Source organism: Oceaniferula marina (assembly GCF_013391475.1).
In the GTDB taxonomy this organism is placed as follows: Bacteria; Verrucomicrobiota; Verrucomicrobiia; order Verrucomicrobiales; family Akkermansiaceae; genus Oceaniferula; species Oceaniferula marina.
Genome location: NZ_JACBAZ010000001.1, coordinates 497,357 through 519,541, shown reverse-complemented (window position 1 = coordinate 519,541; position 22,185 = coordinate 497,357). Strand labels below are relative to the sequence as shown.

The window sequence follows — 22,185 nt, the reverse complement described above, 5'->3', positions numbered from 1 at the left end:
TTAGTTAGTTGATTAGGTTCTGAGTGTGCCTTCGAAAATTTCGAGTGCTTTCTTGATCAGGGGGTCGTTATGAAATTCATCTTCTTCAGGAGTTTCCGGTTCGGGGGGGGCTACAACTTCTGGTTCCGGCGCTGGAGTTTCTGGTGTGGGTGTGTCCTTGGGTGGGAGTTCTCCCACTGGGATGGTGGCGGTGGGCGGACCGTCAGGGGCACTGGCGATCAGAGCGTCCAGACCGACTTTTTCTACTGGTGGTTCGTTGACGGGCGGAGCTGTCGATTCAGTGGGTGGCGACGTGGCCTGGTTTGCGGGAGCTGATTCCGGAATGGTCGTTGGTTCTGCCACAAGTGATGGCTCCTCGGAGTTTGAGGGCTCGGTTTTCGGAGCCTCTTCCATGGCCTCTTCCATGGCCACTTCAGGGCTGGCGGGGGCGGAGGCTTGAGTTTCGGAGTGGGGATCAGGACTTGTTTCGGGGAGAGTAGGCGCCGGAGCTGTAGGTGGGGGCTCGACGTGGCCGGCGCCGGCGAGAGCTTTGATGACGTCTCCGATTCTGATGTCGTTGAGTGTCTGAATGGCTTTGATCAGTCCGATTTCAAAGTGGAGGCGTTTATTGGCGGCCCACTTCATGCGGCCTTCGGTGTCGGCCAGGGTGTCGATCAAGGCGAGAATGCGGTCGGTTTGAATGGGTTGGGCCGCTTCGACCAGAGGTTTCCAGAGTTCTTCGGGAAAACCTTCGTTTGATGCCTGGGAGTCGAGACGGGTAACGAGAAGGGCTCTCAAGCAGCCGATGAGTTCACCGAGCAACTGGGAGAGTTCCTTGCCGGATTCCGCTTGTTGGTGAATCAGTTCAAGTGCTGCAGGTGAGTCTTTTTTGATCAAGTGGGTAGTGAGAGATGCGACGGTTTCGCGAGAGGTGAACCCGAAGATTTCGAGCACATTTTGCTCGGTGATCTCTTCTCCGCAGAAGGCGACGAGTTGATCGAGCATCGACTGGGCGTCGCGCATGCCACCGTCTGCACCTTTGGCGATGGCCCACGCTGCCGGGTCATCGAGTTTAACGCCCTCCTCGGTGGCGATGTGTTGCAGGTGTTTTGCAATCGTGGGGGTCGGGATAGGTCGAAGATCGAAGCGTTGGCAACGGGAAATGATGGTGGGCAGGATTTTATTCGGTTCGGTGGTAGCAAAAATGAATTTGACGTGCTCCGGTGGTTCTTCGAGCGTTTTCAGCAGGGCGTTGAAGGCCGCGGTGGAAAGCATGTGAACCTCATCGATGTAATAGATTTTAAATTTCCCCTGGGCTGGAGTGAACTGGACATTTTCCCTGAGGTCGCGAACGTTGTCGACTCCATTGTTTGAAGCTCCGTCGATTTCCATGACGTCGAGGGATGTGCCTTCCGCAATTTCCCGGCAGAGTGGAGATTCCGGGTCGAAATCAGCGCTGGGGCCTTCCGGGCAGTTGAGGGCTTTGGCGAGAATCCGGGCGGTGGTCGTTTTGCCGGTTCCGCGCGGGCCGACAAAGAGCCATGCATGGGCGAGCCGATTTCGCTCAATGGCATTGCGCAAGGTTGAGATGACATGATCCTGTCCAAGTACATCATTGAATGTTTTTGGACGGTATTTTCTGGCAAAGACCTGGTAGCTCACGCGGGATAGGGTAATCGAGATGTGCGGTTTGAAAATACGAAACTGTGAAATATTTCTTCGGCTGGAGGGGCGGGGCAAAGGGAGGGGTTTCCGGAAGATTGCTTCATCCCACAGTGTGACCGCAGCCGTTACCTGATTATGGTTGTAATCCGCAGGGGGGCAGGTTATTGCCTGCTCCGCGATCCGCCCCGTCGTTTCATCAATTTTTGTCTTATGAGTGATTTTTCCCCATTTAGAGAGAAGATGGAAGCTGCCTCTGTGAGTGAAGCTGCCATCCGTGCCTTTGAACGCAACTATCAACTACTTTGCCTGAATGAAAGTGGCTTGATTTCCGAGGACAGCATTCGCCCTTGTGAAAGTTTGCCCTTGCTCGAGGATGTCTCGGTTGACGGTGAGGCTTTTGATCCCGAGCTGTTAAAGCAGACGGTGGTTATTAAGCTGAATGGTGGCCTTGGGACCAGCATGGGGCTTCAAAAAGCTAAAAGCCTACTTCCTGTGAAGGATGATACCACGTTTCTTGATATCATCGCGCAGCAGATCCTCCATTTACGGGAAACCACGGGAGGCAAAGTTCGCTTTTTGCTGATGAACAGCTTTAGTACGTCCGAGGATACCTTGGAGCACATGGAGGCATATCAGGAGAATGATCTCGCTGGCGCCGAAAGCGTCGAAATGATGCAGAATCAGATTCCCAAAATTGATGTAAATTCGATGTTGCCGGTCGATTGGGAAAAGAACCCTTCTTTGGAATGGTGTCCACCCGGACATGGTGATCTTTACGCTGCGTTGGCCGGAAGTGGATGGCTTGATGCCCTACTGGCCGGAGGGGTGAAATACGCATTTGTATCGAACTCAGACAATTTGGGGGCCATTCTGGATGCCAACTTGCTTCGTTACTTTGCGGAAAGTGGTAAACCGTTCTTGATGGAAGCTACCCGGCGCACGGAAGCGGATAAAAAAGGGGGACATCTTGCTGTTCGCTCAAGTGATGAGCAGCTTTTGCTGCGTGAAGTGGCCCAATGCCCAGAGGAAGATTTGGAGCAATTCCAGGATGTTTCGAAACATCAATACTTTAATACCAACAGCCTCTGGATTCGTTTGGATGTATTGAAAGAGTTGCTTGAAAAAGAAAATGGCGTGCTTCCATTGCCGATGATCAAAAACACCAAGACGGTGGATCCCCGTGACAAACAGTCGACACAGGTGTATCAACTCGAAACAGCCATGGGAGCAGCCATAGAATCGTTCCCCGGATCCGGTGCGATTTGCGTGCCCCGATCTCGATTTGCTCCAGTGAAAACCACATCCGATCTTTTTGCCCTGCGATCCGACGCCTATGAACGCACAGAAGATGGCCGTATTGCCCTGGTCGCCGAACGCGATGGTAAACCTCCCGTGATTGATCTGAGTGACGAATACAAGTTGGTCGATAGCTTGGAAGGTCTGGGGATGCCCTCGCTTGTTCAAGCTGGAAAATTGACGGTCCAAGGACCGGTTCGCTTTGCCGACGGTGTCACGATCGTTGGGAATGTAAGCTTTATCAATGAATCAGGCGAAACCAAGTGGGTTGCCGGCGGCAAATATACGGATGAAGAGGTGACTCTTTAATTTTGTTAGCCTACTTGCAATAGGGATTCACCTCAAAAAAGATAAGGTGTAAGTGGTTCATTCTTAGTCTCCGATTGCCGATCGGCAAAAATGAATCATTTATGCTGTTGCAAGATGGTGATGAAGGAGGCATATCGCAATCGCAATGACGCAATTCGCATCCCTTGACATTCCAGAGGACGGTTATGATGCCGTGATTTTCGATCTCGATGGCACGTTGGTTGACTCAATGCCGGTTCATTTTGCTGCATGGTGTGACGCCTTGGCAAAACATCATGCCGGAAATGTGTTTCCTGAAGATGTTTTCTATGCCATGGGCGGACGCCCTACCAAAGATATCGTTGAGGAAATCAATGGTGAGTGCGGGTTGCATCTTGATGCCGAGGCCGTTTGTGTCGACAAACGGGCCGCTTTTCTGAGTAATCTCGATCAAGTTGAGATCAACGAAGAAGTGGTGGACTTTGCCAAAAGCCTGCGAGGGAAACTCCCCATGGCCGTAGCCTCCGGAGGAACTCGAATGGTGGTGGAAAAAACGCTGCAAATCACCGGCCTGAGTGACCTTTTCGATGAGGTGGTGACGGCAAACGACGTGAAATGCGGCAAGCCGGCACCAGATGTTTTTCTGGAAACGGCCTCTCGACTCGAAATTGCGCCTGAGCGCTGTCTGGTGCTTGAGGATGCGGCCCCTGGAATTATGGCTGCCCAATCAGCCGGCATGCAGGTGGTTTGTGTTCCATCGCCCGTAAAAATGCATTAGACTCGGTCTATGCCCAATCACGAACTCCATTGGCTGGCTCCGGCCAAGGTCAACCTCTCCCTTAAAATTTTGGGTAAGCGGAGTGACGGATTTCATGACTTGGAAAGCCTCATGGTGCCTTTGGATCTGGCTGACCGTCTGATTTTCACTTCATCAGAGCATTACAGCTTATGCTGTGATACCTCAGGTGTCCCCGTCGATGAGACGAATCTGGTGACAAAAGCCGTCCGACTTTTTCAGGATCGCAGCGGTAAAGAGTGTCGGTGGAAAGTGAGCTTGGAAAAGGAAGTGCCTCACGGGGCTGGGCTAGGAGGTGGTAGTAGTGATGCTGCGACAGCCCTGCTTGCTCTAAATGAGCTTGAAGGTTCCGGCCTGGCGCCAGATGCCTTGGCTGAGATGGGGGCCGAGATTGGCTCCGATGTTCCTTTTTTTATTTATCAACAGGCGTGTTTGATTGGAGGTCGCGGTGAGATCGTGACTCCGGTGGATCGTCCGGAACTGAGCGGGCAGAAGATCTTGCTGTTGAAACCTGCCTTTGGGGTCGATACGCCGGACGCGTATAATCGCTGGAAGGGGGCGTCACCCTTGCCCGGTGTTGGGTATGCTCCCCAGCAATTGCCGTGGGGTGAGATTGTCAATGATCTGGAGCTACCGGTGTTTGAGAAGTTTCGTTTTCTTGCGGAGATGAAAGTCTGGCTGCTTGAGCAAGCGGAGGTAGACGCCGCGATGATGAGTGGCTCGGGGTCAACCATGATGGCTTTTCTGAGTTCGGGGCAGGCGGGGTCGCTGCTGGATCGTGCGAGAAAGTGCCTCGACCCGACTCTGTGGAGTGCTATGGTGACGATCCGATGAACGGAACCGAATGATTGTTCCATGCCTGCATTAGACACAAAGATTCTTAAAGACGTATCGAGGTCATTTTACCTGAGTATGCGTATTCTTCCCAAGCCAATGCGCGAACCAGTGAGCCTGGGGTATCTCTTGGCTCGGGCGAGTGACACATTGGCAGACACGGAGAGCTTGCCTGCAGAGCTTCGCCTGGACATGCTCAATCGAATGGCTGAGCTCGTTCAAGGAGGGACTGACGAGGACTGGTATCAACGTCTCTCCAAAGAGGTGATGCCATTGCAGCAGCACCGAGGAGAAAACGTGTTGCTGTCGCACATGCAAGCGGTGATGTCGTGGTTGCACGGAATGGAATCGGATTCTGTAAAGCAAGCGGTTCTCACTGTGATGGGGCACATTTTAAGAGGACAGCGGCTTGATATTGAGCGGTTTGAATTGCAAGCGGGCTTTCGCTTCTCAGGGGGAGAAGAGTTAGAGGAATATTGCTATATGGTGGCTGGATGTGTTGGTGAGTTCTGGACACAGATTGGCTGCCATACCCTGGATTCTTTTTCTACGGCTGATTCAGGTCAGCTCATGGAGTGGGGGAGGAATTACGGCAAAGGCCTGCAGTTGATCAATATTCTGAGAGACCTGCCGAACGATTTAAACGTTGGAAGGTGTTACCTGCCCAAGGTGAACCCAGAGGATACCGAAGATTTGTTGCATGCTTCTCAGCAATGGCGAGAACGGGCGAGAGCGTATTTGCAAGATGGACAAGCCTATGCCCAATCGTTAACGGGCCGTCGGACACGGATGGCCACGGCATTACCCGGCCTGATTGGTTTGCGAACACTCGATTTGATGGAGGTCGCCAATTGGGAGACTTTGAGCCATGGGGTCAAAGTGCAACGCAGCGAGGTGTATCGTTGTGCTTGGGATGCCTTTATTCTATAAGCATTCTTTGGGGGCTGTCTGATCTCGGTCGTCTTTGCAGGGATGGCTGAGGCATTATTTGTGATTATTAGCGTCACGTTTTTAGAATCTGGATATTAGTAGATAAGAAGGCCTCTGTAGACTGGTCTACAGAGGCTTATCTCATGGTTGCCTCGCCATATAAAATGAACTTACAACCACTACTAAAATAACATGAACAAAAGACCTCTCATCACTACGTTGGCTCTGCTGGCGTTGCCCTCTTTGAGTAATGCAGCTACTGTGCTGACTCCCACTGACGATAGCTACTCACACAATGTTGATACGGTTATCCACGGCGCTGAAACAATAATCACCAATAAATATGATATTGGAGGAGGCGTTCATGTGCGGATAGGTTATCTCAAATTTGACCTTTCGGCCTACGCGGGTCAAACGATCACAAGTGCTCAACTCACCCTTACTGCGGCCGGCACGAGCGGCGCTATCCCCGACAACACGGCCTTCACTCTTTATGGTCTCAAGGGCACGGCTGCAGGCAATGACTGGAGTGAGGATACCCTCACAGGTGCAGATCGCCCGGCTGGCAACGGCCATGGAAACCATTTGGACGAGAATGATCTCTACTCGGGATCCGCATCAGGGCTGCTTTCATTCAATGCATCACCCGCTGATGGCGGAGTGTTCAATATTGGTGCCGGCAATGCCGACCTCTTGAGTTTCTTGAACGCTACGAAGGAGTTAACCACTGGAAATGTTGTTACTTTCATGTTCAATCTATCTTCTGCTGACAATGATAATACGATGAACTGGTATACAAAGGAAGACGTAGGCATTGGGTCTGGAAGTCGCGGCTCGACGTTGAGCTTGGCTGTCCCAGAGCCTTCTTCCGTGGCCTTGCTTGGTCTTGGCGGCATCGCTCTGATTATGCGCCGCAGGAAATAAGTCAGATGGTAACTTCTGATTTTAGATCAGTGTGATAATTGCATGTTCAAAGCTCCCGCTTCAAAGTGGGAGCTTTTTGTTGCGCCTGAAAATTTAGAAAATGAGATGATGCCATCCATGTTTAAGATGGTTCAGCAGTGGCCTTTTATTTGTATTTGACGGTTGCTTGAGCCTTGAAGCTTTGGGGGGGGAGGATTGTCTAACATTAACTTTTGACGGATGCCGCGACGCTGTGTTAGTGGCAACTCACCGTGCGGAGGCTGGAGCGCTCCTGTACGCTAGGGGCTCAGTGAGCAGCATGATCAAGAGTGAGCATTTGGGCTTTTTTGTAAATTGTGGAATCCTGAAAATTTTCTCCCGATGAGTGATTTTTTGTCACGTTTTGAGAATCGGGATATTAGTAGTGAAGTCACTTCTCAGTAGATTGATCTGATGCGGATGACCTTATGGTTGAAACCACTCAACGAAATAATCGAATTCATAATTATTAAAATGAAAACACAGCTAATATCAACTGCCCTTGCGGTAACCGTGACCGTTTCTTCTCAAGCGGCCTTATATCTACAGCTCACAGCCGATGATCTCGGATTAACACAAGGAGCTGACGTAACCTCCTGGACTGATTCAGCTAGCGGTAACGTCTTTGGTTTAGAAAGTGGGGCTTCAGCAAGCACGGCACCAAGCTATGAAACGAATTACAACGGAAGTGGTCACGCTGCGGTGTTATTTGATGGCGTTGATGATTTCTTACAAGATACGTCGCTAGCCGGCACAACGCCGAATACGGCGGAGATGACTGTTTTTGTAGTGGGGCAGTTTGTCTCTTATTCCAATACGAGGTATTTACTTTCTGCTCAGAATAATACAGTCGACTCTGGCGACAACCGGTTACGTCTAGCGATCTCTGGCTCAGATTGGAGAACGCGTGTTGGTGATGGTTCGAACATCGACACTAGTGGAGACGCAGCTGACTCGGATCATCATGTTTTCAGTATTGTATCAGGGCAAAATGCAACCAATGCGGTGGTTATGCAATTGGATGGATCAGCGATTCTAACCGGAACCCACGGCACTACGGCTAATGCGGCTAATCTAGACCGCTTGAATTTGGGAGCATTCTCAAATGTCACTGATTCAACGAAAGACTGGGCTAATGGATATATTGCCGAGATCCGAATCTACGATACGTCGATGACTGATGCTGAAATTAATACCATTCATAACGAACTCTCAGCCAAATACGCGCCCGTCCCAGAGCCCTCTTCCGCAGCCTTGTTGGGACTTGGCGGCATCGCCCTGATTCTGCGCCGTAGTAAATAATCTAGATAACAACGCCGAGTTCCTCGAGTTGCAATGATGACGAGTTCAAAGGCCTCGTTGGGAACGAGGCGTTTTGTTTGCGGGGCATTTTGTATATGGTTTTAAGGCATGATGATTGGTCGTGGATGAAACGAGCGTGTAATGCTTTCCCCTCTATTCTAGGTGTAGTGATAATGAATTCAATACAATGATATGATAAGTAACACAGTTAAAAATGTAATGGTGGCCGCCGTATTTTGGAGTATTTCACTTCCGTTAGTGGCAGGTGATTCCAAACCACGAGATATTACGAAATATGATCAGCATGTTTTTGTCGTTTCTCATCGAGCGGTCTATAAAAGCAACCCAGAAAATTCAATTTCCTCCATTAAAGATTGCATCGCTGGTGGGGTAGATGCCGTTGAAGTTGATGTTAGACGAACCAAGGATGGTCAATTGGTGTTAATGCATGATTCTAATGTAAGAAGAACCACGGATGGAAAAGGAAATGTTTCGAGTTTAACTTTGGAAAAAATACAATCTCTGCGCCTTAAAAAACATACACGTGAATTGATGGATGAGCGGGTGCCCACTCTTGAGGAGGCTCTTCGCTGCTGCAAAGATAAAATCTATGTTGATCTGGACTTAAAGGGGGTATCGATTGAAGAGTGTATGCCGGTTATCAAGAAGGTTGGCTGTGAAAGTATTATTTTATACCGAGGGTCATACTCACTTGAAGAGGCTGAAAAAATAACGAAGAAATATCCTAAAATACATTACGTTCCCCGTTTCAATTTTCGGAAAGGTAGAAGCACACTTGCTTGGCCAAAAAATAGCAATGGGATCGAGTATTATCAAAGTCATATAGATACACTTTCATCATCTTCATTTGATATTGGTTTTAATAGCTTAGACCACCCTGCGGTTTCGAAGGAGATGATTGAGGCCCTCAATAAACTAAATATCAGAACCTGGGCACTCACATTAAGGGTAAGCAATTATGGTGGGTTTGTTGATAGAAATACAGCTGTCGCTCCTGAAAAAGTTTGGGGGGAATTATTAGACAGAGGCTTTTCAATTATCATGACCGATAAAGCAGAAGATCTTATCAAGTATCTTAAAGCAATTGACCGCCATTGATTTTAACCATCATCTCAATGGTGTGATTTCGAGTCAACGACGAAACCTTCAATGAAAACGAGAAGTTCTTTAATTCATGTGCTCAGTCTGTGTAGCATGGTTCATCTTTGTGCTGACGAAAATCTTCAATATGACAAAGTAGTGAATGATGACGTCCCTCAAGGATCAATTGAATATCACATTCAATCCAAAATAGGGGCAGGTGAAGAGTGGAATGCCGTATGTGAAGATGGTCTCTTCTACAACGGGTCTTACATGGCCGTTTTTGATGGAGCCACAGATAAGTCAGGCGAAAAATATAAGGGGAAAAAAGGTGGGCGAATAAGCCGGGATATTATCCATAGAGTTTTCACCTCTATACCGCCTAATAAAAACAAGGAATATATATTGGATAGAATCAACGCTGAATACAAAAAATTCTACAGCAAGTATCCTGACATTGATTTTAAAAATGACCCTGTATTCCGTCCTTCTGCTAGCCTTATTTGGTATAACTTCAATAGCAGAGAGCTCGTTGCCTTAGGTGACTGTAAAGCCAGGGTAGACGGCATCATTTATAATGACGAAGAAAAATTGGTTGATGAAATATGTAGTGAACTACGAAGCAATATAATCAAAAAACTAAAACTATCAGATGCTGAAATCAAAGAGAAAGACATTGCTAGAGAGTATATGATGCCTCTTTTGAAAGCTCAGTCACATTATCAAAACAATATCAATGCCATTGAGCCATTTCAATATTGGGTGATTGATGGCTTTAACATACCCAAAGATAAAATCAAAAGCTGGACATTTGAAGTTAACCCTAAAGTTATTGAGCTAAGCTCTGATGGATACTTGAATATTCCTGAAAACGCGTCTGTAAAAGAGTATGAGCTGTTGCTGAAGCAATTACTCAAAAATGATCCTCTTCGAATCAAAACACCAGCCACAAAAGGCCTTAAAAAGGGGTATATCAGTTATGATGATCGTGCGGTTCTCATTTTCAAAAGAAAATAAGTGGTTTAGAAACGTGCAGCAAGCATGTGATTCAGTTCTGGAGTCTTCGCCGTCCAGCTGAGCCGCGCTTAGCGTCGGCGTCGGACAAGCAGCGTGCATCCTGCCATAGCCATCAGAATCGAGGAACTGGGTTCGGGAACCGCAGTGATAAGAATGTTGTCGGTGGTGATTTGCATTCCGTCGAGGCCGCTCTTTTCGATGCGGAGTGTGCCTCCGGACGTAAAATCAATCGCTGCCGCGAAGTCTGAGCGGTTGAGTACAGTGTTCATACTGGGAAACGCGACCGAACTCAGGTTGGCAGTGACGGACGTGCCAGAAATGGAAAAATCAACCGTCATGGTGTCTGAGAAGGTTTCTGATCCTCCCAGTTTGTATGCGCTTTGCGCGTTCCCGGCGCTGTTTGTTCCGAGCCTTGCTACATAGAACTCCCCGGTAGAACCTTGGTTGTTTCGGTTGCCGAGGCTGAACAAGGTTTGTCCTGAATCGTCGAGCAGGACGACATGAAAGTCGTAAGAGCCTTCGACATTGGCCACAACCGTGTAGTCGAGGCTAAGTGTGAATGTTGTTTCGGAAAATCCGTTGAGGCTTCGGTTTTGTGTGCTGTTCTGAGTAGATGAATTAGGATTCGAATAGGCCGCACCATTGAGGACTGTGAAATTTCCGCTTCCCCAGGCATCTGAAAAACCGGTTCCCGTATTGTTGCCAGCCAGATTGCCATCAGGATAGTCAAAGCTTTCCGAGACAAGTGTGATGGCTGCGTTGACTGGGTTTGCCAGGCTGAGTCCGAGCAACGATCCAAATACGGCAAGCTTGCTTATTGAATTCATGGTGGGATAAAAGAGGTTGAGTGAAGGCTAGGGGAGATCGGATGGATTTGACTCGATCCACATGGTTTCCTTCTTACTCAGAAGGGTTACTGTGGAATGAAGAGCGTCTCAAACTAGATGCGACGGTTCATTTTGAACAAAACGACAGCTGTTGATAAAGAAAAAATAGCGCCTCATGGACCGAAATGTTCAAATATGGATCTTTGAATCAGTCACAGCTTGGTTTTACCTCATCATCGCTCCGATACATTCGAGTTCATAAATCGAGCATGGAAAGGATAAGCCACTATCAAATTTCTTGCATGATTTGGTAGACCGCCGACGTCGCAGGCAGGGTGTTGTTGGCAACCTGATGTTCAATATCGGGCAGTAATTGTTGAATTTTTTCACTCCGGAGGAAGCGGTTTCGCAGTTCTTCCTCAATCATCGAGTGCATCCATTGGATGGATTGGTCCTTGCGCCTTCCGTCGTGCGCGCCGGAAGCGTGGGTGGTTTCGACAAATTCCAGAATGATTTTCCAGAGATCTTCGAGCGTAGGACGCTCAAAGGCCGAGCAGGTTGTGGCTTTTGTTTTCCATCCCTGGGTGGCGGGTTGGAGAAACTCGAGAACCCGCCCGTATTCGGCAGCCGCTAGACGCGCAGGCTGAATGTTATTGCCGTCGGCTTTATTGACAGCTAACAGATCTGCGATCTCAATCACGCCCTTTTTCATCCCTTGCAACTCGTCGCCTGCACCGGAGAGCATGATCAGAAGATAGAAATCAACCATGGAACGGACTGTCACTTCGTTTTGCCCCACGCCGACGGTTTCCACAAGAATGACGTCGTAGCCTGCAGCCTCACAGAGCAGCATGGTCTCCCGACTTTTACGTCCGACACCTCCGAGGGATCCACCCGATGGTGATGGTCTGATAAAGGCGTTGGGTTGTTTAACCAGATTCTCCATCCGGGTTTTATCTCCGAGAATGCTACCACCGGTGACGCTACTTGAGGGGTCCACCGCGAGGATTGCAACCCGGTGGCCCATTTCACAGAGCATACAGCCCATGTTTTCAATCAAGGTGCTTTTCCCGGCACCGGGCACGCCGGTGATGCCGATGCGGATGGATGTGCCTGACTTAGGAAGAATGCGCTGGAGTAGTGCCTGAGCTGTTTTTTCGTGTTCAGGGTTATTGCTCTCGACCAGGGTGATCGCTTGGGAAAGCACACTGATATTCGAATCCAGAATCCCTTTTTCAAAATCATCCAGGCTGAGTTTTCGGCGTTTTTTCAGTGGTCGTCTGCGGGCTGATGGCGAGGGGCCGGGCATGCCGTCGTGGCCCCCGCTGACTCCGGGGGCGACAAATCCTGCATACTGGTGGTGTTCATCAGCGTCTTCGGGTTGCCATTCTGGTTTGATCTTTCGCGGCATGCCCTCTGATTATAAGTCTCGCTTGTCAAATGCAAGATTATACCGTTGATGGGTTGGTAGCTATTGGGGTCGCACTCAGGGTTTCATGGTATGGTTCAACAGCGAGGGGATTCACCGTTGACCAGCAATCACCATGTTGATCAACAGCAGGTGATCAAGGAACTGGCAAGGAGAGGGATGTACGTTATTTCAGCAATTCAAAATTCGCTGGGTTTCCCGGATCTTTAACCGCTTGCACATGCAGAGGTTGCCCTATTTCCGAAGAGGCTTTGATTTTCCAGACGATGTGTTTATCCGGTGTGATTTCGAAAATGGGGTAGTCACTGTTGTAGCTTGTGCAGATCAGGTTGCCATTGGGAAGGACATGGGCGCCTGCCGCATACTTCATTCCCAGTTCGGGCACGTCTTCAGGTGTCAACTCCCACTCGACACCTTGGTTTTCGTCTAGGATAACAAATGAGCTGCCGTAGGAGGTTCCGATCAATTGGCGATGTTGGGGGAGAGGCACGATGGAATGCAGCGCGGCTGTTGGTTTTGGACTCGGATGGTTTTTCAGGTTGATTTCTTTTTTGAGGCTGCCGTTTGAGTTGAGGATCAGCAGGCGTTTCTCGTAGGTGGAAATAATATGGTAATCTCCACTTTTTGTTTTCCTGACGCCTCTCATCTGTTTGTGCGGGTGCTTCAATTTGATGGCATCTACGGGGATGGTTTTGTGTGGTTTTCCTGTGTGGTCGAGTTCGATAATACGAGCCGGGCCACTTTCAGCAATCAGTGTTCGATTGTCAGCCAGAGGCATACATGTATGAATTTCACTTTGTTTGTTGGTCGCGAGGTATTCAAACAACAAGGAGCCGTCAGCTTTGTATTTTCGTAAGCCCGATTTTCCTGAGGCAATGACGGAGCCGTCCAGAAGCTGCCAGGCATCCTGGCAGATCCCTGGAGTTTTATAGGTCTGAGTGACCTTGCCATTCTTTATCCTGATGGCCCCGAGTCCCTTCGAGGCTACAAGGATTTCTGGGTGGATTTGTTGTGTGTCGATGTAGCTTGGTTTGCTTCGTTTGCCTTCTTTGTCTTTGAGCACCAATGCGTAGTATGGACTTGCGTTTCTGGGATGCTGGTCAATGTGGTGATTTGTCAGTGTTTCGGCGATAAGCGTCTCTTCATTCGGGGTGAATGCCCGCTTGTTACTACGATGGATTTCAGCTTTTAACCCAATGTTTTTTGCGGTTCGGCTCCAGTGGAGCCTCAGTCCTTGCGGGCTTTGGTATTCAGCCTGCAAGGGTGGGGCGGATACGGGAACATCAGGTTCAATCAGCATCCTGTCTTCTCCGGCAATGGCGACGGCTCCAGGCATGTCGATGCGGGGTGACTTCAGGGCTTCAAGTCTGCCCGTATGGATGATGTTTAAAATTTGTTGGTAAGACGGATCATCGGTGTTTTTAAAACTGACGTACGAGGGAGCTTCTTCATTCAGTTTGGGGATTTTCTTTTTGGGGAAATAGCTGAGCGGTTTGACCGCATGTTCGTAGCGGCCACTGCGAAGCAAGGTAATTCTCTTCCTTAAGGGGTCGACCCGGGTGTCTTTGCATAGAGCCAAGCCATAGCCTTGCGGCCCTTTTGCTAGAGGCGCTCTTAGTATGCGGCTAAGTTCGGGGTGGCTTAAGTTGATCCAGTCGCGGGTGACACTTTTCTCATGGCATTGGGTGCATTTAGCAGCTTGGATGGCCTTACTTAGATTCTGGTAGGTATTGTTGATTGCATTGGACGTGTAGCCGTGATCCGTATAATCCCAGTTCCCGTAATAGATGCCGTTGCTGTCGATCCAAGCCATCACCAGATCTCTTTCCTTTTGACTGAGTTTGGCTCCATGGTGCTCCGACATGACCACCTTGGCCAATGGGGCCGTTGCCGAACCGTGTGAGCGGGGAGGGAAAAGTTGGTTCGAGTAGTGGGCTGTTCCATTCATCGAATCAATACCTGAAATATAGTGGGCAACCAACTGAGTGTGCTTGCGGTCGATCAGGTTTTCGTAGCTGTTATTGAAATGAGTTGTCCATCCTCCTGTGAGGTCGAGCCGGCCTGCGAATCCTTTTTCTCCCCCGTGGCAGTCAATGCAATGTTTGTCCCAGATGGGTTGAATCATGCTGGGGTAATCCATGTACCCGCTCCCCCATGATTCATCCTGAAGCTTGGCGGCTTTTCCCCGGAGGGTCGTTGACCGACCTTGAGCAAGCGAGGGGGTATTGCTTTTATCTTCATGACAACCAATACAGGAACGTGTGACGCCTGGTGCTGCTTGAATGAAGGTGCGCATGCTGCGGATCAAGCGTTTATCTTTGTCGAGAACCTGGAAGTAGAGAAGCCGACCTGATGGGGCTTCGAAGTAAATGGATCCGTCATCATTGATCGGAACCATGCCATGATAGATTTTTGCGGCGAATGCCAAAGCACCGCTGACAAGGAACGTTTGGTTGTATGGAGTCTTGCTGAGCGGGCTAGGGCTCACTCGCGAGCTTTCTTCAACGACCCTCAACCACTTGGCCTCACCAGGTTTAATTCCCTTTAACCCTTCATAGACATTTTGGACGAAAAACTGACCTGTCTTTTTGCTGCGGTCTGTCAAGGTTGGGAGAATACGGGGGGTGGGCCGGGCTTTGACCAGCATCGGGTCGTGCAAGCAAATCGATGGGTCTGAGATCAGCGTTTGCCGTGTGCCGTTTTTATCAAGAAATTCAATCACGTTGCGTTTTTGCCCCTTGGGGCGCCCACTTGCCAGGAGGCATCGCTCGTTGAGTGGATAGGGCTCACAGGAATTACCTCGATCCTCGGTTGGTTTACTGGGAGTAATGAAATTGAAAATGGCCTCAGGGTTGTTTTTACCTTTGAAGGGATCGATGTAGGCGACGGTTCCTCTTGGCGCGGCGTTGTGTTTGGACAGAGTTGTCGCAATGAGGTGGCTTCCTGGCACCGGGCGAGGGTCGATACAGGCCTCGGGGAAGGTCATGTTGTTTCCAAACAGAGCGGTTTCATTGCTTCCATCCGGGTGGACGGTCCATAGTGATTGGACGGTCAGAGCATTTTTATCGATATATTCCCATCTCCCGAAAATGATGCGGCCATCCGGCAAGACGCAGGGATCGAATTCGTTTTCCGAGTTGACGGAGATCGGGTGGATATCTGACCCGTCTGCATTCATTACGTGGAGCAAAGTCACTCCTGAATTATTGCATGGAACCAGTCCGGCAGCCCGGGTAGATAGGAAGACAATGCGGCCATCGGGTAAGTAGGCTGGCGCGAGGTCGTGCATTCCGGCTCTTTTATTTGTTCCCTTGAAGCTGATGCCGCAGCTTTCAGGGTTGGTGATTTGTCGTAAGCCGGAGCCGTCGATGTTGATTTCATAAATGCAGGTGTTTCCTTGAGGCTCACCTTTATAACAGAAGAGCAGGCGTTTTGCGTCCCAAGATAATTCAGGATGAGTATAAAGCCCCTTACCTAGCGTGACTTTGCTTCCTTCACCTATGAGGCATCGCTCTTTCCACTCCGACGGAGCTTGATGGGTGTTGTCGATGATATAGATACCGCCTCCTCCGGGAGGCCACTTGTAAAAAGCATCGTAAATGTGAATCCCTTTATAGGAGTGACGTTTTGTAAAGAGCAGGGGGGCGTCGATGTCCGCTAAGATGTTTTTTTGCTCAGACCATGCTGTTAGGTTGAAGCAGATGGAAAGAATACTGGCGATAATGAGTGAATATGCCCTAGATAGCCTGCTGTTTGTTTTCATTTTATTAAAATGCTTAGATCGATGACAAATACGCTCCGTTGTACTATATTTTTGCCGTTTATATAGAATCTTTGTTTATATTCAAATCTGGATAGCTTGCTAAGGGATGAGTGATCAATAGGTATGAAAAAAGGGGCGAGCCCATTGGCCCGCCCCTTGAGATGAGTGGTTGAACAGTGCGAATTAGGCTTCCAACTGCTCAAGGAGAAGTTCGAGAACTTTCTTTGAGGATTCAGGTATCACGGTGCCAGGACCAAAGATCGCGGCAGCACCGTTTTCGTAGAGGAAGTCGTAGTCCTGAGCGGGGATTACACCACCGCAGACGACCATGATATCCTCGCGTCCGAGCTTGGTTAGCTCTTCGATGAGCTGGGGTAGCAGGGTCTTGTGACCAGCAGCCAGCGAGCTCATGGCGATGACGTGCACATCGTTTTCGACAGCTTGTTGGGCTGTCTCGGCGGGTGTCTGGAACAGAGGTCCGATATCGACGTCGAATCCCATGTCTGCGTAGGCGGTGGATACCACTTTGGCTCCTCGGTCGTGACCGTCTTGCCCCATCTTGGCAATCATGATGCGGGGACGGCGTCCTTCCTTGGACTCGAATTTTTGGATGAGTTCGGGGATGTCTTTCATATCACCTTTGTTGCTGAATTCCTTACCATACACGCCCGAGATTGAACGGATGGTAGCCTTGTAGCGACCGAAGTGGTCTTCGCATGCATCGGAGATTTCTCCAAGCGATGCTCGGGCCTGGGTGGCCTTGACTGCAAGGTCGAGAAGGTTGCCTTCGCCTCCACCAGCACAATCGCGCAGGGCCTTGAGGGCAGCTTGGCATTCGTCCTCGTTGCGCTCGGCGCGCAATTTGTTGAGGCGTTCGATCTGGGACAGACGCACAGCGGTGTTGTCCACATCGAGAATGTCGAGCGGGTCTTCTTTTTCCAGTCGGTATTTGTTTACACCGACGATGGTTTCCTCACCGGAGTCGATTCGCGCCTGACGGCGAGCAGCGGCTTCTTCGATGCGCATTTTGGGAATGCCGGCTTCGATCGCCTGAGCCATACCGCCGAGTTCCTGAACCTCTTCGATGTGGGCCCATGCTTTTTTGATGAGCGAGTCGGTGAGGGCCTCGAGGTAGTAAGAACCGCCCCATGGGTCGATCACGCGGCAGATCTCGGTTTCGTCTTGAAGGAACAACTGGGTGTTCCGGGCAATACGAGCGGAGAAGTCGGTTGGCAGAGCAATGGCTTCATCCAGCGCGTTGGTGTGCAGCGACTGGGTGTGGCCCAGCGTGGCAGCCATAGCTTCGATCGTGGTGCGCGAGATGTTGTTAAACGGATCCTGCTCGGTGAGCGACCATCCGGATGTCTGCGAGTGGGTCCGCAGTGCCAGTGATTTAGGATTCTTCGGGTTGAAGGTGTTGACGATCTTTGCCCAGAGAACACGGGCCGCACGCATTTTGGCCACTTCCATGAAGTGGTTTTTGCCTTGGGCCCAGAAGAAGGACAGGCGGGGAGCGAAGGCGTCGATGTCGATACCTGCTTCGATACCGGTTTTGAGATACTCCCAGCCGTCGGCGAGGGTGTATGCCATTTCGAGGTCGGCAGTGGCGCCAGCCTCTTGCATGTGATAACCGGAGATCGAGATCGAGTTGAACTTCGGCATTTTCTGTGAAGTGAACTCAAAGATATCGGCGATGATCTTCATCGAAGGCTCGGGCGGATAGATGTAGGTGTTCCGCACCATGTATTCCTTGAGAATGTCATTCTGGATGGTTCCGGCCAACTGATCGAGGGTGGCTCCTTGTTCGAGGGCCGCCGTGATGTAGAAGGCGAGCACGGGAAGCACCGCACCGTTCATGGTCATGGAAACCGACACCTTATCGAGAGGGATGTTCTTAAAGAGCACCTCCATATCGAGGATGGAATCGATTGCCACACCGGCTTTACCGACGTCACCGACCACTCGTTCGTGATCCGAGTCGTAACCACGGTGGGTTGCGAGGTCGAATGCCACGGAGAGGCCTTTCTGTCCCGCAGCGAGGTTGCGGCGGTAGAAGGCGTTGGATTCTTCGGCTGTAGAGAATCCGGCATACTGACGGATCGTCCATGGTCGGAAACAATACATGGTGGCGTAAGGACCGCGCAGGAAGGGAGCGATACCTGCCTGGTAGGCGGTGTGCTCCACATCTTTGGTGTCCTCCTCGGTATAGAGGGGTTTCACCGGAATCTGCTCCATGGTGTTCCAGACGATTTCGTCGATTGGCTTGCCTTGCTCTTTTTCGAGTTTGGCACACCACTGTTCGTAGCTCAGGTTTTCCTGGCTGGTTGTGTATGGGATGTCTTTGAAGTTGGGACGGCTCATGCGATTACTCCTGCTCCTTTCAAAAGTTTGAGGTTCATTTCGTAGTTATTGACGCGGACGTTGACGAAGTCATCGACTCCGGCTTCGCGCCACGCTTCTTCCTGATAGCCAGCAGCGCCTGCCACGATGAGAGTGGTTTCGGGTTGGCTTTGCTTGATTGCTTTAGCCAGAGGCACCACACATTCGGCGTAGTTGGCGTCATCCGAGGTGATTACTGCCACCTTTGTGTTGGTAGACTGCAAGGCCGCAACAGCATCATCGATGGTATCAAAGTCCGTCGAGCCTTCGATATTGAAACCAGCGGCTTCAAAGAAGGCTGCGGTCCAGTCGGCTCGCAGGCGATAACGACGGGATGGTCCCATGTTGAGTTGAAGGATGACCGGAGCGGCTCCGGTCTTGCTTTCAAATTCAGCTGAGGCATCGCGCAGAGCTTCGAATTCCTCAGCGGCGCGGCGTTGAGGAACTTGCTTGATGTTGAAGGTCCGGCCGGCGTGGAGGTCGGTGGCGTCACCGATTTGGCCAACGGTCGCTCCTTGCTCGGCAGCTGCGATAGCTTGTTCAATCATCTCCGCTTCGATCGAAGGTGTGATGTCAGCAATAGCTGCGACGTCCTTGCGCTTGGCAGCGGAGCCGGCTTTGAGAGCACAAGCGTGGTCGTTTTGTTTGCCGCACCCTTGTTTGGTCAGAGGGCCATTCCCAAGATCGGGATACATGTTGGCACCAACGATACGATCTTTGCGCCGACGGATGTTGGTCCGTTTTTTCTGGTAGACCGCTTCGATATCTTTTTGAACCGATCCGGATTCGAGCGTGCGCAGCATGCCTCCGTCTTTCTCGATTTGCTGGAAGATCTCCCAGGCTTTACCCGCTACCTGGTCGGTGAGCCATTCGATGTAGTTGGAACCACCGGCTGGATCAATGACTTGGTCAAGGCCACATTCTTCACGTAGAATGATGTGGATGTTCCGGGCGATACGGCGGGAAAACTCGTCGCTCTTGCCTGCGATTTCGTCGTAGGGGCCGACGTGCAGGGCATCAACTCCGGCAACAACGGCAGCAAAGGCCTCCGAGGTGACCCTGAGCATGTTGCTGTGGGCATCGTAGCGCGTTTTGTTCCACTTGGATGTGGATGCGTGGATGTAGACTGTGGCGTTTTCAACTCCATAGGCTTCGGCCATTTTACTCCAGAGCCAGCGGGTGGCACGGATCTTGGCAATTTCCATGAAGTAGTCGGATCCGACAGAGAGTTGGACACGCATGTGTTTGAGCGTGTCGGCAGGTTCGATGCCGCGTTTTTTCATCTTCTCGATGTAATAGACGGCGGTGCCGATGATGTATGCGAGCTCCTGCGTCGCGGAAGCTCCGCTGTTGTGGTAGACGTTCCCTTGGACGCAGATGGTTTGAACCTGGGGTGCATTCTTGATCGCAAACTTCGTCAGGGCGGCCATGTGCATCAGGCGTGTCTGCAGGCTCTGGGTCATGTGGCTTTGCAGGGCACACTCGGCGAGGGGATCGATTTCAAAACACCCGCGAAGGTTCTTGAGGTCGATACCTTGTTTTTTTGCAGCAGCAAAGAAGAGCGCAGCTACAGGGACGGAACCGGCACCGGAGCGCCAGAATGTGGAGATGGAGTCAAGTGCTACTCCATCGAGTGCCACTTCCATGTCTTCCATATTTTCAAGGGCGAGTCCGCAAGTGGTTTTCTCACTCTGGTCCATATCGTAGCCATTGCAGGTCACGTTGTTCAGAACGACATTGAGTTCACTCTGACCGCCGTTGAGTCCTTGGTGGGCAACTTCGTTCCACTTGGGTGGCATGCATGGGCTGATTTCCTGGGAAATTTCCCAGCCAGCCTTGAGGAATCCACCGCTTTGGCTACCACGGACGAGGGAACCCGATCCGGGAAGGTGTTTGCGGTGTTCGAGGTTTTCAATATCCTCTTGACGATAGATCGGTTGGATCGTGATGTCTTCGTAGGTTTTACTGACAAGCAGTTTCTCAAAGGGGGCACCTTTGAGAAGTTTTTCCGCTGCCTCGTGCCATTGGTCGTAGGTGTGAGGCGGGAATTCTGCCAGTAAGCCTTCTTTGTGTGGTTCTTGGCTCATGGTGGAGTGTGGTTGGAAGTGATTTAGATTTTGGCGTCCTGCATGTTGCCGGTTTCCATGAATGCCTTGTGGAAGGCAAATGCGGAATCGAGCGACTGGCGGGTGTGTCCGGATTTGGCTGTGTTGTAGTAATTGAGCAGTAGGTCCTTGTATTCAGGAGCTGCGCAGTTGTTGATGATGCTCATGGCTCGCTCTTCCGGGTTTTTGCCGCGGAGGTCGGCGACCCCTTGTTCGGTGATCAGAACCTGGACTGAGTGTTCGCTGTGGTCCATGTGGGAGCAGAGCGGAGCAATGGCTGAAATCGCCCCTCCTTTGGCTGTGGATGGGCAAGTGAAGATGGAAATATAGGCGTTGCGGGTGAAGTCTCCGGAACCACCGATGCCGTTCATCATCTTCTGGCCGAGCACGTGGGTGCTGTTGACGTTGCCGAAGATATCGGTTTCGAGCGCGGTATTGATCGAAATAATACCGAGTCGACGCACAATCTCAGGGTTATTGGAAATTTCCTGTGGGCGGAGAAGCAGCTTGCCCTGATAGTTTTCCAGATTGGCATAGATGTCCTGGAGGACATCCGGCGAGACTGTTAGGGACGCTCCGGAGGCAAAGCCGATATTGCCTTCTTTCATGCCGGCGATGACAGAATCCTGAATGACTTCGGTGTAGAGCTGGAAGACGGGGATGTCCGGGTGCGCTCCCATGGCTCCTAGTACGGCATTGGCGACGTTGCCGACACCTGACTGGATCGGGAGGAAGGTTGAGGGCACCCGACCTGCGGCCATTTCAGCTGCGAGGAATTCGGCGACATTCTCACCGATCTTCTGGGTGATTGCAGAAGTAGGGGTGAATCCTCCGATTTCATCCGGGCGGTTGGTTTCAACCACTCCAACGATTTTCTTGGGGTCCACCCAGACTCGCTGGCTACCAATGCGGTCTTCAGCATTGCTGATGGGGATCGGGCGGCGGTTAGGTGGGTCACGAAGTTCGTAAATATCGTGGAACCCGAGCAGTTGTTTCGGGTGGTAGCTATTAAGCTCGATGATGACTTTATCTGCCTTGTTCAGGTAGGTGGGGGTAGCTCCTACGCTGGAAGTGAGAAGCACCTTGCCATCGGCGGCTACATCAGCAGCTTCTACCACGGCATAGTCGATATTGCCAAGAAATCCGTAGCGGACTTGTTGTTGTACCTGGGAGAGGTGCATATCGAAGAAGCGGGTCCGCCCTTCATTGATGCTTTTACGCATGTCCGGGTTGGACTGGTAGGGGGTACGGAACTTGACGGCGTCGGCCTTGGCAAGTTCTCCATCGAGTGAGGCTCCGGTGGATGCTCCGGTGAGGACTCCGACTTTGAAGTCGCGTCCGGCCTCATGTTCACGAACCGCCTTTTGGGCTAGAGCTGTTGGAACGGCTTTGGCTGCACCGGCTGGGGTGAATCCGCTGAAGCCGATGTTGGCGTCGTGGGGGATGAGTTCGGCTGCTTCTTCGGCAGTGAGAGTTGGGAATGGATGGCTCATGGTTTATGGTGGTGAAAAAGAGGCTCGGGTCGAAATTTT

The 22,185-nt window shown here is 50.8% G+C and carries 15 protein-coding genes; 8 read left to right on the top strand and 7 right to left on the bottom strand.

Annotated features, from left to right (window positions below):
- Window positions 1-12: 12 nt before the first annotated feature.
- Window positions 13-1,641 (bottom strand): DNA polymerase III subunit gamma/tau, encoded by a 1,629-nt coding sequence (gene dnaX / locus HW115_RS02115; protein ID WP_178930923.1) that lies wholly within the window; start codon window positions 1,639-1,641, stop codon window positions 13-15.
- 213 nt (window positions 1,642-1,854) lie between these two features.
- Here dnaX and HW115_RS02110 point away from each other — a divergent pair, with 213 nt between their 5' ends.
- The 8 genes from HW115_RS02110 to HW115_RS02070 all read left to right on the top strand — a co-directional run bounded on the left by HW115_RS02110 (window position 1,855) and on the right by HW115_RS02070 (window position 10,150).
- Complete coding sequence (locus tag HW115_RS02110) at window positions 1,855-3,249, top strand: UTP--glucose-1-phosphate uridylyltransferase (protein WP_178930922.1); 1,395 nt, start codon at window positions 1,855-1,857, stop codon at window positions 3,247-3,249.
- A 145-nt stretch (window positions 3,250-3,394) separates the two neighbouring features.
- Entirely contained in the window at window positions 3,395-4,006 is a 612-nt protein-coding gene (locus HW115_RS02105) for an HAD family hydrolase (protein WP_178930921.1), read from the top strand.
- Between the two features lie 9 nt (window positions 4,007-4,015).
- Window positions 4,016-4,858 carry a 4-(cytidine 5'-diphospho)-2-C-methyl-D-erythritol kinase gene (gene ispE, locus HW115_RS02100; RefSeq protein ID WP_178930920.1) on the top strand — a complete coding sequence of 281 codons (843 nt, stop codon included), beginning with the start codon at window positions 4,016-4,018 and terminating at the stop codon, window positions 4,856-4,858.
- A 21-nt stretch (window positions 4,859-4,879) separates the two neighbouring features.
- Window positions 4,880-5,788: a phytoene/squalene synthase family protein gene (locus HW115_RS02095; RefSeq protein WP_178930919.1), complete on the top strand. Its 909-nt coding sequence runs from the start codon at window positions 4,880-4,882 to the stop codon at window positions 5,786-5,788.
- Window positions 5,789-5,980: 192 nt separating this feature from the next.
- The gene (locus tag HW115_RS02090) at window positions 5,981-6,712 is read left to right on the top strand and encodes a DNRLRE domain-containing protein (RefSeq protein WP_227021219.1); all 732 of its coding nucleotides are present in this window, start codon (window positions 5,981-5,983) and stop codon (window positions 6,710-6,712) included.
- 492 nt (window positions 6,713-7,204) lie between these two features.
- Window positions 7,205-8,032, top strand: coding sequence for a PEP-CTERM sorting domain-containing protein (locus tag HW115_RS02080; RefSeq protein WP_178930918.1), 828 nt, complete (start codon window positions 7,205-7,207; stop codon window positions 8,030-8,032).
- Between the two features lie 192 nt (window positions 8,033-8,224).
- Complete coding sequence (locus HW115_RS02075) at window positions 8,225-9,151, top strand: glycerophosphodiester phosphodiesterase family protein (RefSeq protein ID WP_178930917.1); 927 nt, start codon at window positions 8,225-8,227, stop codon at window positions 9,149-9,151.
- A gap of 51 nt (window positions 9,152-9,202) precedes the next feature.
- Entirely contained in the window at window positions 9,203-10,150 is a 948-nt protein-coding gene (locus tag HW115_RS02070; RefSeq protein WP_178930916.1) for a hypothetical protein, read from the top strand.
- Between the two features lie 68 nt (window positions 10,151-10,218).
- Here HW115_RS02070 and HW115_RS02065 read toward each other — a convergent pair whose 3' ends face one another.
- The 6 genes from HW115_RS02065 to HW115_RS02040 all read right to left on the bottom strand — a co-directional run bounded on the left by HW115_RS02065 (window position 10,219) and on the right by HW115_RS02040 (window position 22,146).
- Window positions 10,219-10,977, bottom strand: a complete 759-nt coding sequence (locus tag HW115_RS02065) for a PEP-CTERM sorting domain-containing protein (RefSeq protein WP_178930915.1) — start codon at window positions 10,975-10,977, stop codon at window positions 10,219-10,221.
- Window positions 10,978-11,266: 289 nt separating this feature from the next.
- Window positions 11,267-12,388 carry a methylmalonyl Co-A mutase-associated GTPase MeaB gene (gene meaB / locus HW115_RS02060; protein ID WP_178930914.1) on the bottom strand — a complete coding sequence of 374 codons (1,122 nt, stop codon included), beginning with the start codon at window positions 12,386-12,388 and terminating at the stop codon, window positions 11,267-11,269.
- Between the two features lie 184 nt (window positions 12,389-12,572).
- Window positions 12,573-16,169: an HzsA-related protein gene (locus tag HW115_RS02055; RefSeq protein WP_178930913.1), complete on the bottom strand. Its 3,597-nt coding sequence runs from the start codon at window positions 16,167-16,169 to the stop codon at window positions 12,573-12,575.
- A 183-nt stretch (window positions 16,170-16,352) separates the two neighbouring features.
- The gene (scpA, locus tag HW115_RS02050; protein WP_178930912.1) at window positions 16,353-18,530 is read right to left on the bottom strand and encodes a methylmalonyl-CoA mutase; all 2,178 of its coding nucleotides are present in this window, start codon (window positions 18,528-18,530) and stop codon (window positions 16,353-16,355) included.
- Window positions 18,527-20,635 (bottom strand): methylmalonyl-CoA mutase subunit beta, encoded by a 2,109-nt coding sequence (locus HW115_RS02045; RefSeq protein WP_178930911.1) that lies wholly within the window; start codon window positions 20,633-20,635, stop codon window positions 18,527-18,529. The genes scpA and HW115_RS02045 overlap by 4 nt, the downstream gene beginning before the upstream one ends.
- Window positions 20,636-20,658: 23 nt before the next feature.
- On the bottom strand, window positions 20,659-22,146 hold the full coding sequence (locus HW115_RS02040; RefSeq protein WP_178930910.1) for a butyryl-CoA:acetate CoA transferase: 1,488 nt from the start codon (window positions 22,144-22,146) through the stop codon (window positions 20,659-20,661).
- Window positions 22,147-22,185 lie beyond the last annotated feature (39 nt).

What these genes read in the sequence shown, in the direction of transcription:
- HW115_RS02110 (WP_178930922.1), top strand. Translation starts at nt 1,855, where the DNA reads ATGAGTGATTTTTCCCCATTTAGAGAGAAGATGGAAGCTGCCTCTGTG.
- HW115_RS02105 (WP_178930921.1), top strand. Translation starts at nt 3,395, where the DNA reads ATGACGCAATTCGCATCCCTTGACATTCCAGAGGACGGTTATGATGCC.
- ispE (WP_178930920.1), top strand. Translation starts at nt 4,016, where the DNA reads ATGCCCAATCACGAACTCCATTGGCTGGCTCCGGCCAAGGTCAACCTC.
- HW115_RS02095 (WP_178930919.1), top strand. Translation starts at nt 4,880, where the DNA reads ATGCCTGCATTAGACACAAAGATTCTTAAAGACGTATCGAGGTCATTT.
- HW115_RS02090 (WP_227021219.1), top strand. Translation starts at nt 5,981, where the DNA reads ATGAACAAAAGACCTCTCATCACTACGTTGGCTCTGCTGGCGTTGCCC.
- HW115_RS02080 (WP_178930918.1), top strand. Translation starts at nt 7,205, where the DNA reads ATGAAAACACAGCTAATATCAACTGCCCTTGCGGTAACCGTGACCGTT.
- HW115_RS02075 (WP_178930917.1), top strand. Translation starts at nt 8,225, where the DNA reads ATGATAAGTAACACAGTTAAAAATGTAATGGTGGCCGCCGTATTTTGG.
- HW115_RS02070 (WP_178930916.1), top strand. Translation starts at nt 9,203, where the DNA reads ATGAAAACGAGAAGTTCTTTAATTCATGTGCTCAGTCTGTGTAGCATG.
- HW115_RS02065 (WP_178930915.1), bottom strand. Translation starts at nt 10,977, where the DNA reads ATGAATTCAATAAGCAAGCTTGCCGTATTTGGATCGTTGCTCGGACTC.
- meaB (WP_178930914.1), bottom strand. Translation starts at nt 12,388, where the DNA reads ATGCCGCGAAAGATCAAACCAGAATGGCAACCCGAAGACGCTGATGAA.
- HW115_RS02055 (WP_178930913.1), bottom strand. Translation starts at nt 16,169, where the DNA reads ATGAAAACAAACAGCAGGCTATCTAGGGCATATTCACTCATTATCGCC.
- scpA (WP_178930912.1), bottom strand. Translation starts at nt 18,530, where the DNA reads ATGAGCCGTCCCAACTTCAAAGACATCCCATACACAACCAGCCAGGAA.
- HW115_RS02045 (WP_178930911.1), bottom strand. Translation starts at nt 20,635, where the DNA reads ATGAGCCAAGAACCACACAAAGAAGGCTTACTGGCAGAATTCCCGCCT.
- HW115_RS02040 (WP_178930910.1), bottom strand. Translation starts at nt 22,146, where the DNA reads ATGAGCCATCCATTCCCAACTCTCACTGCCGAAGAAGCAGCCGAACTC.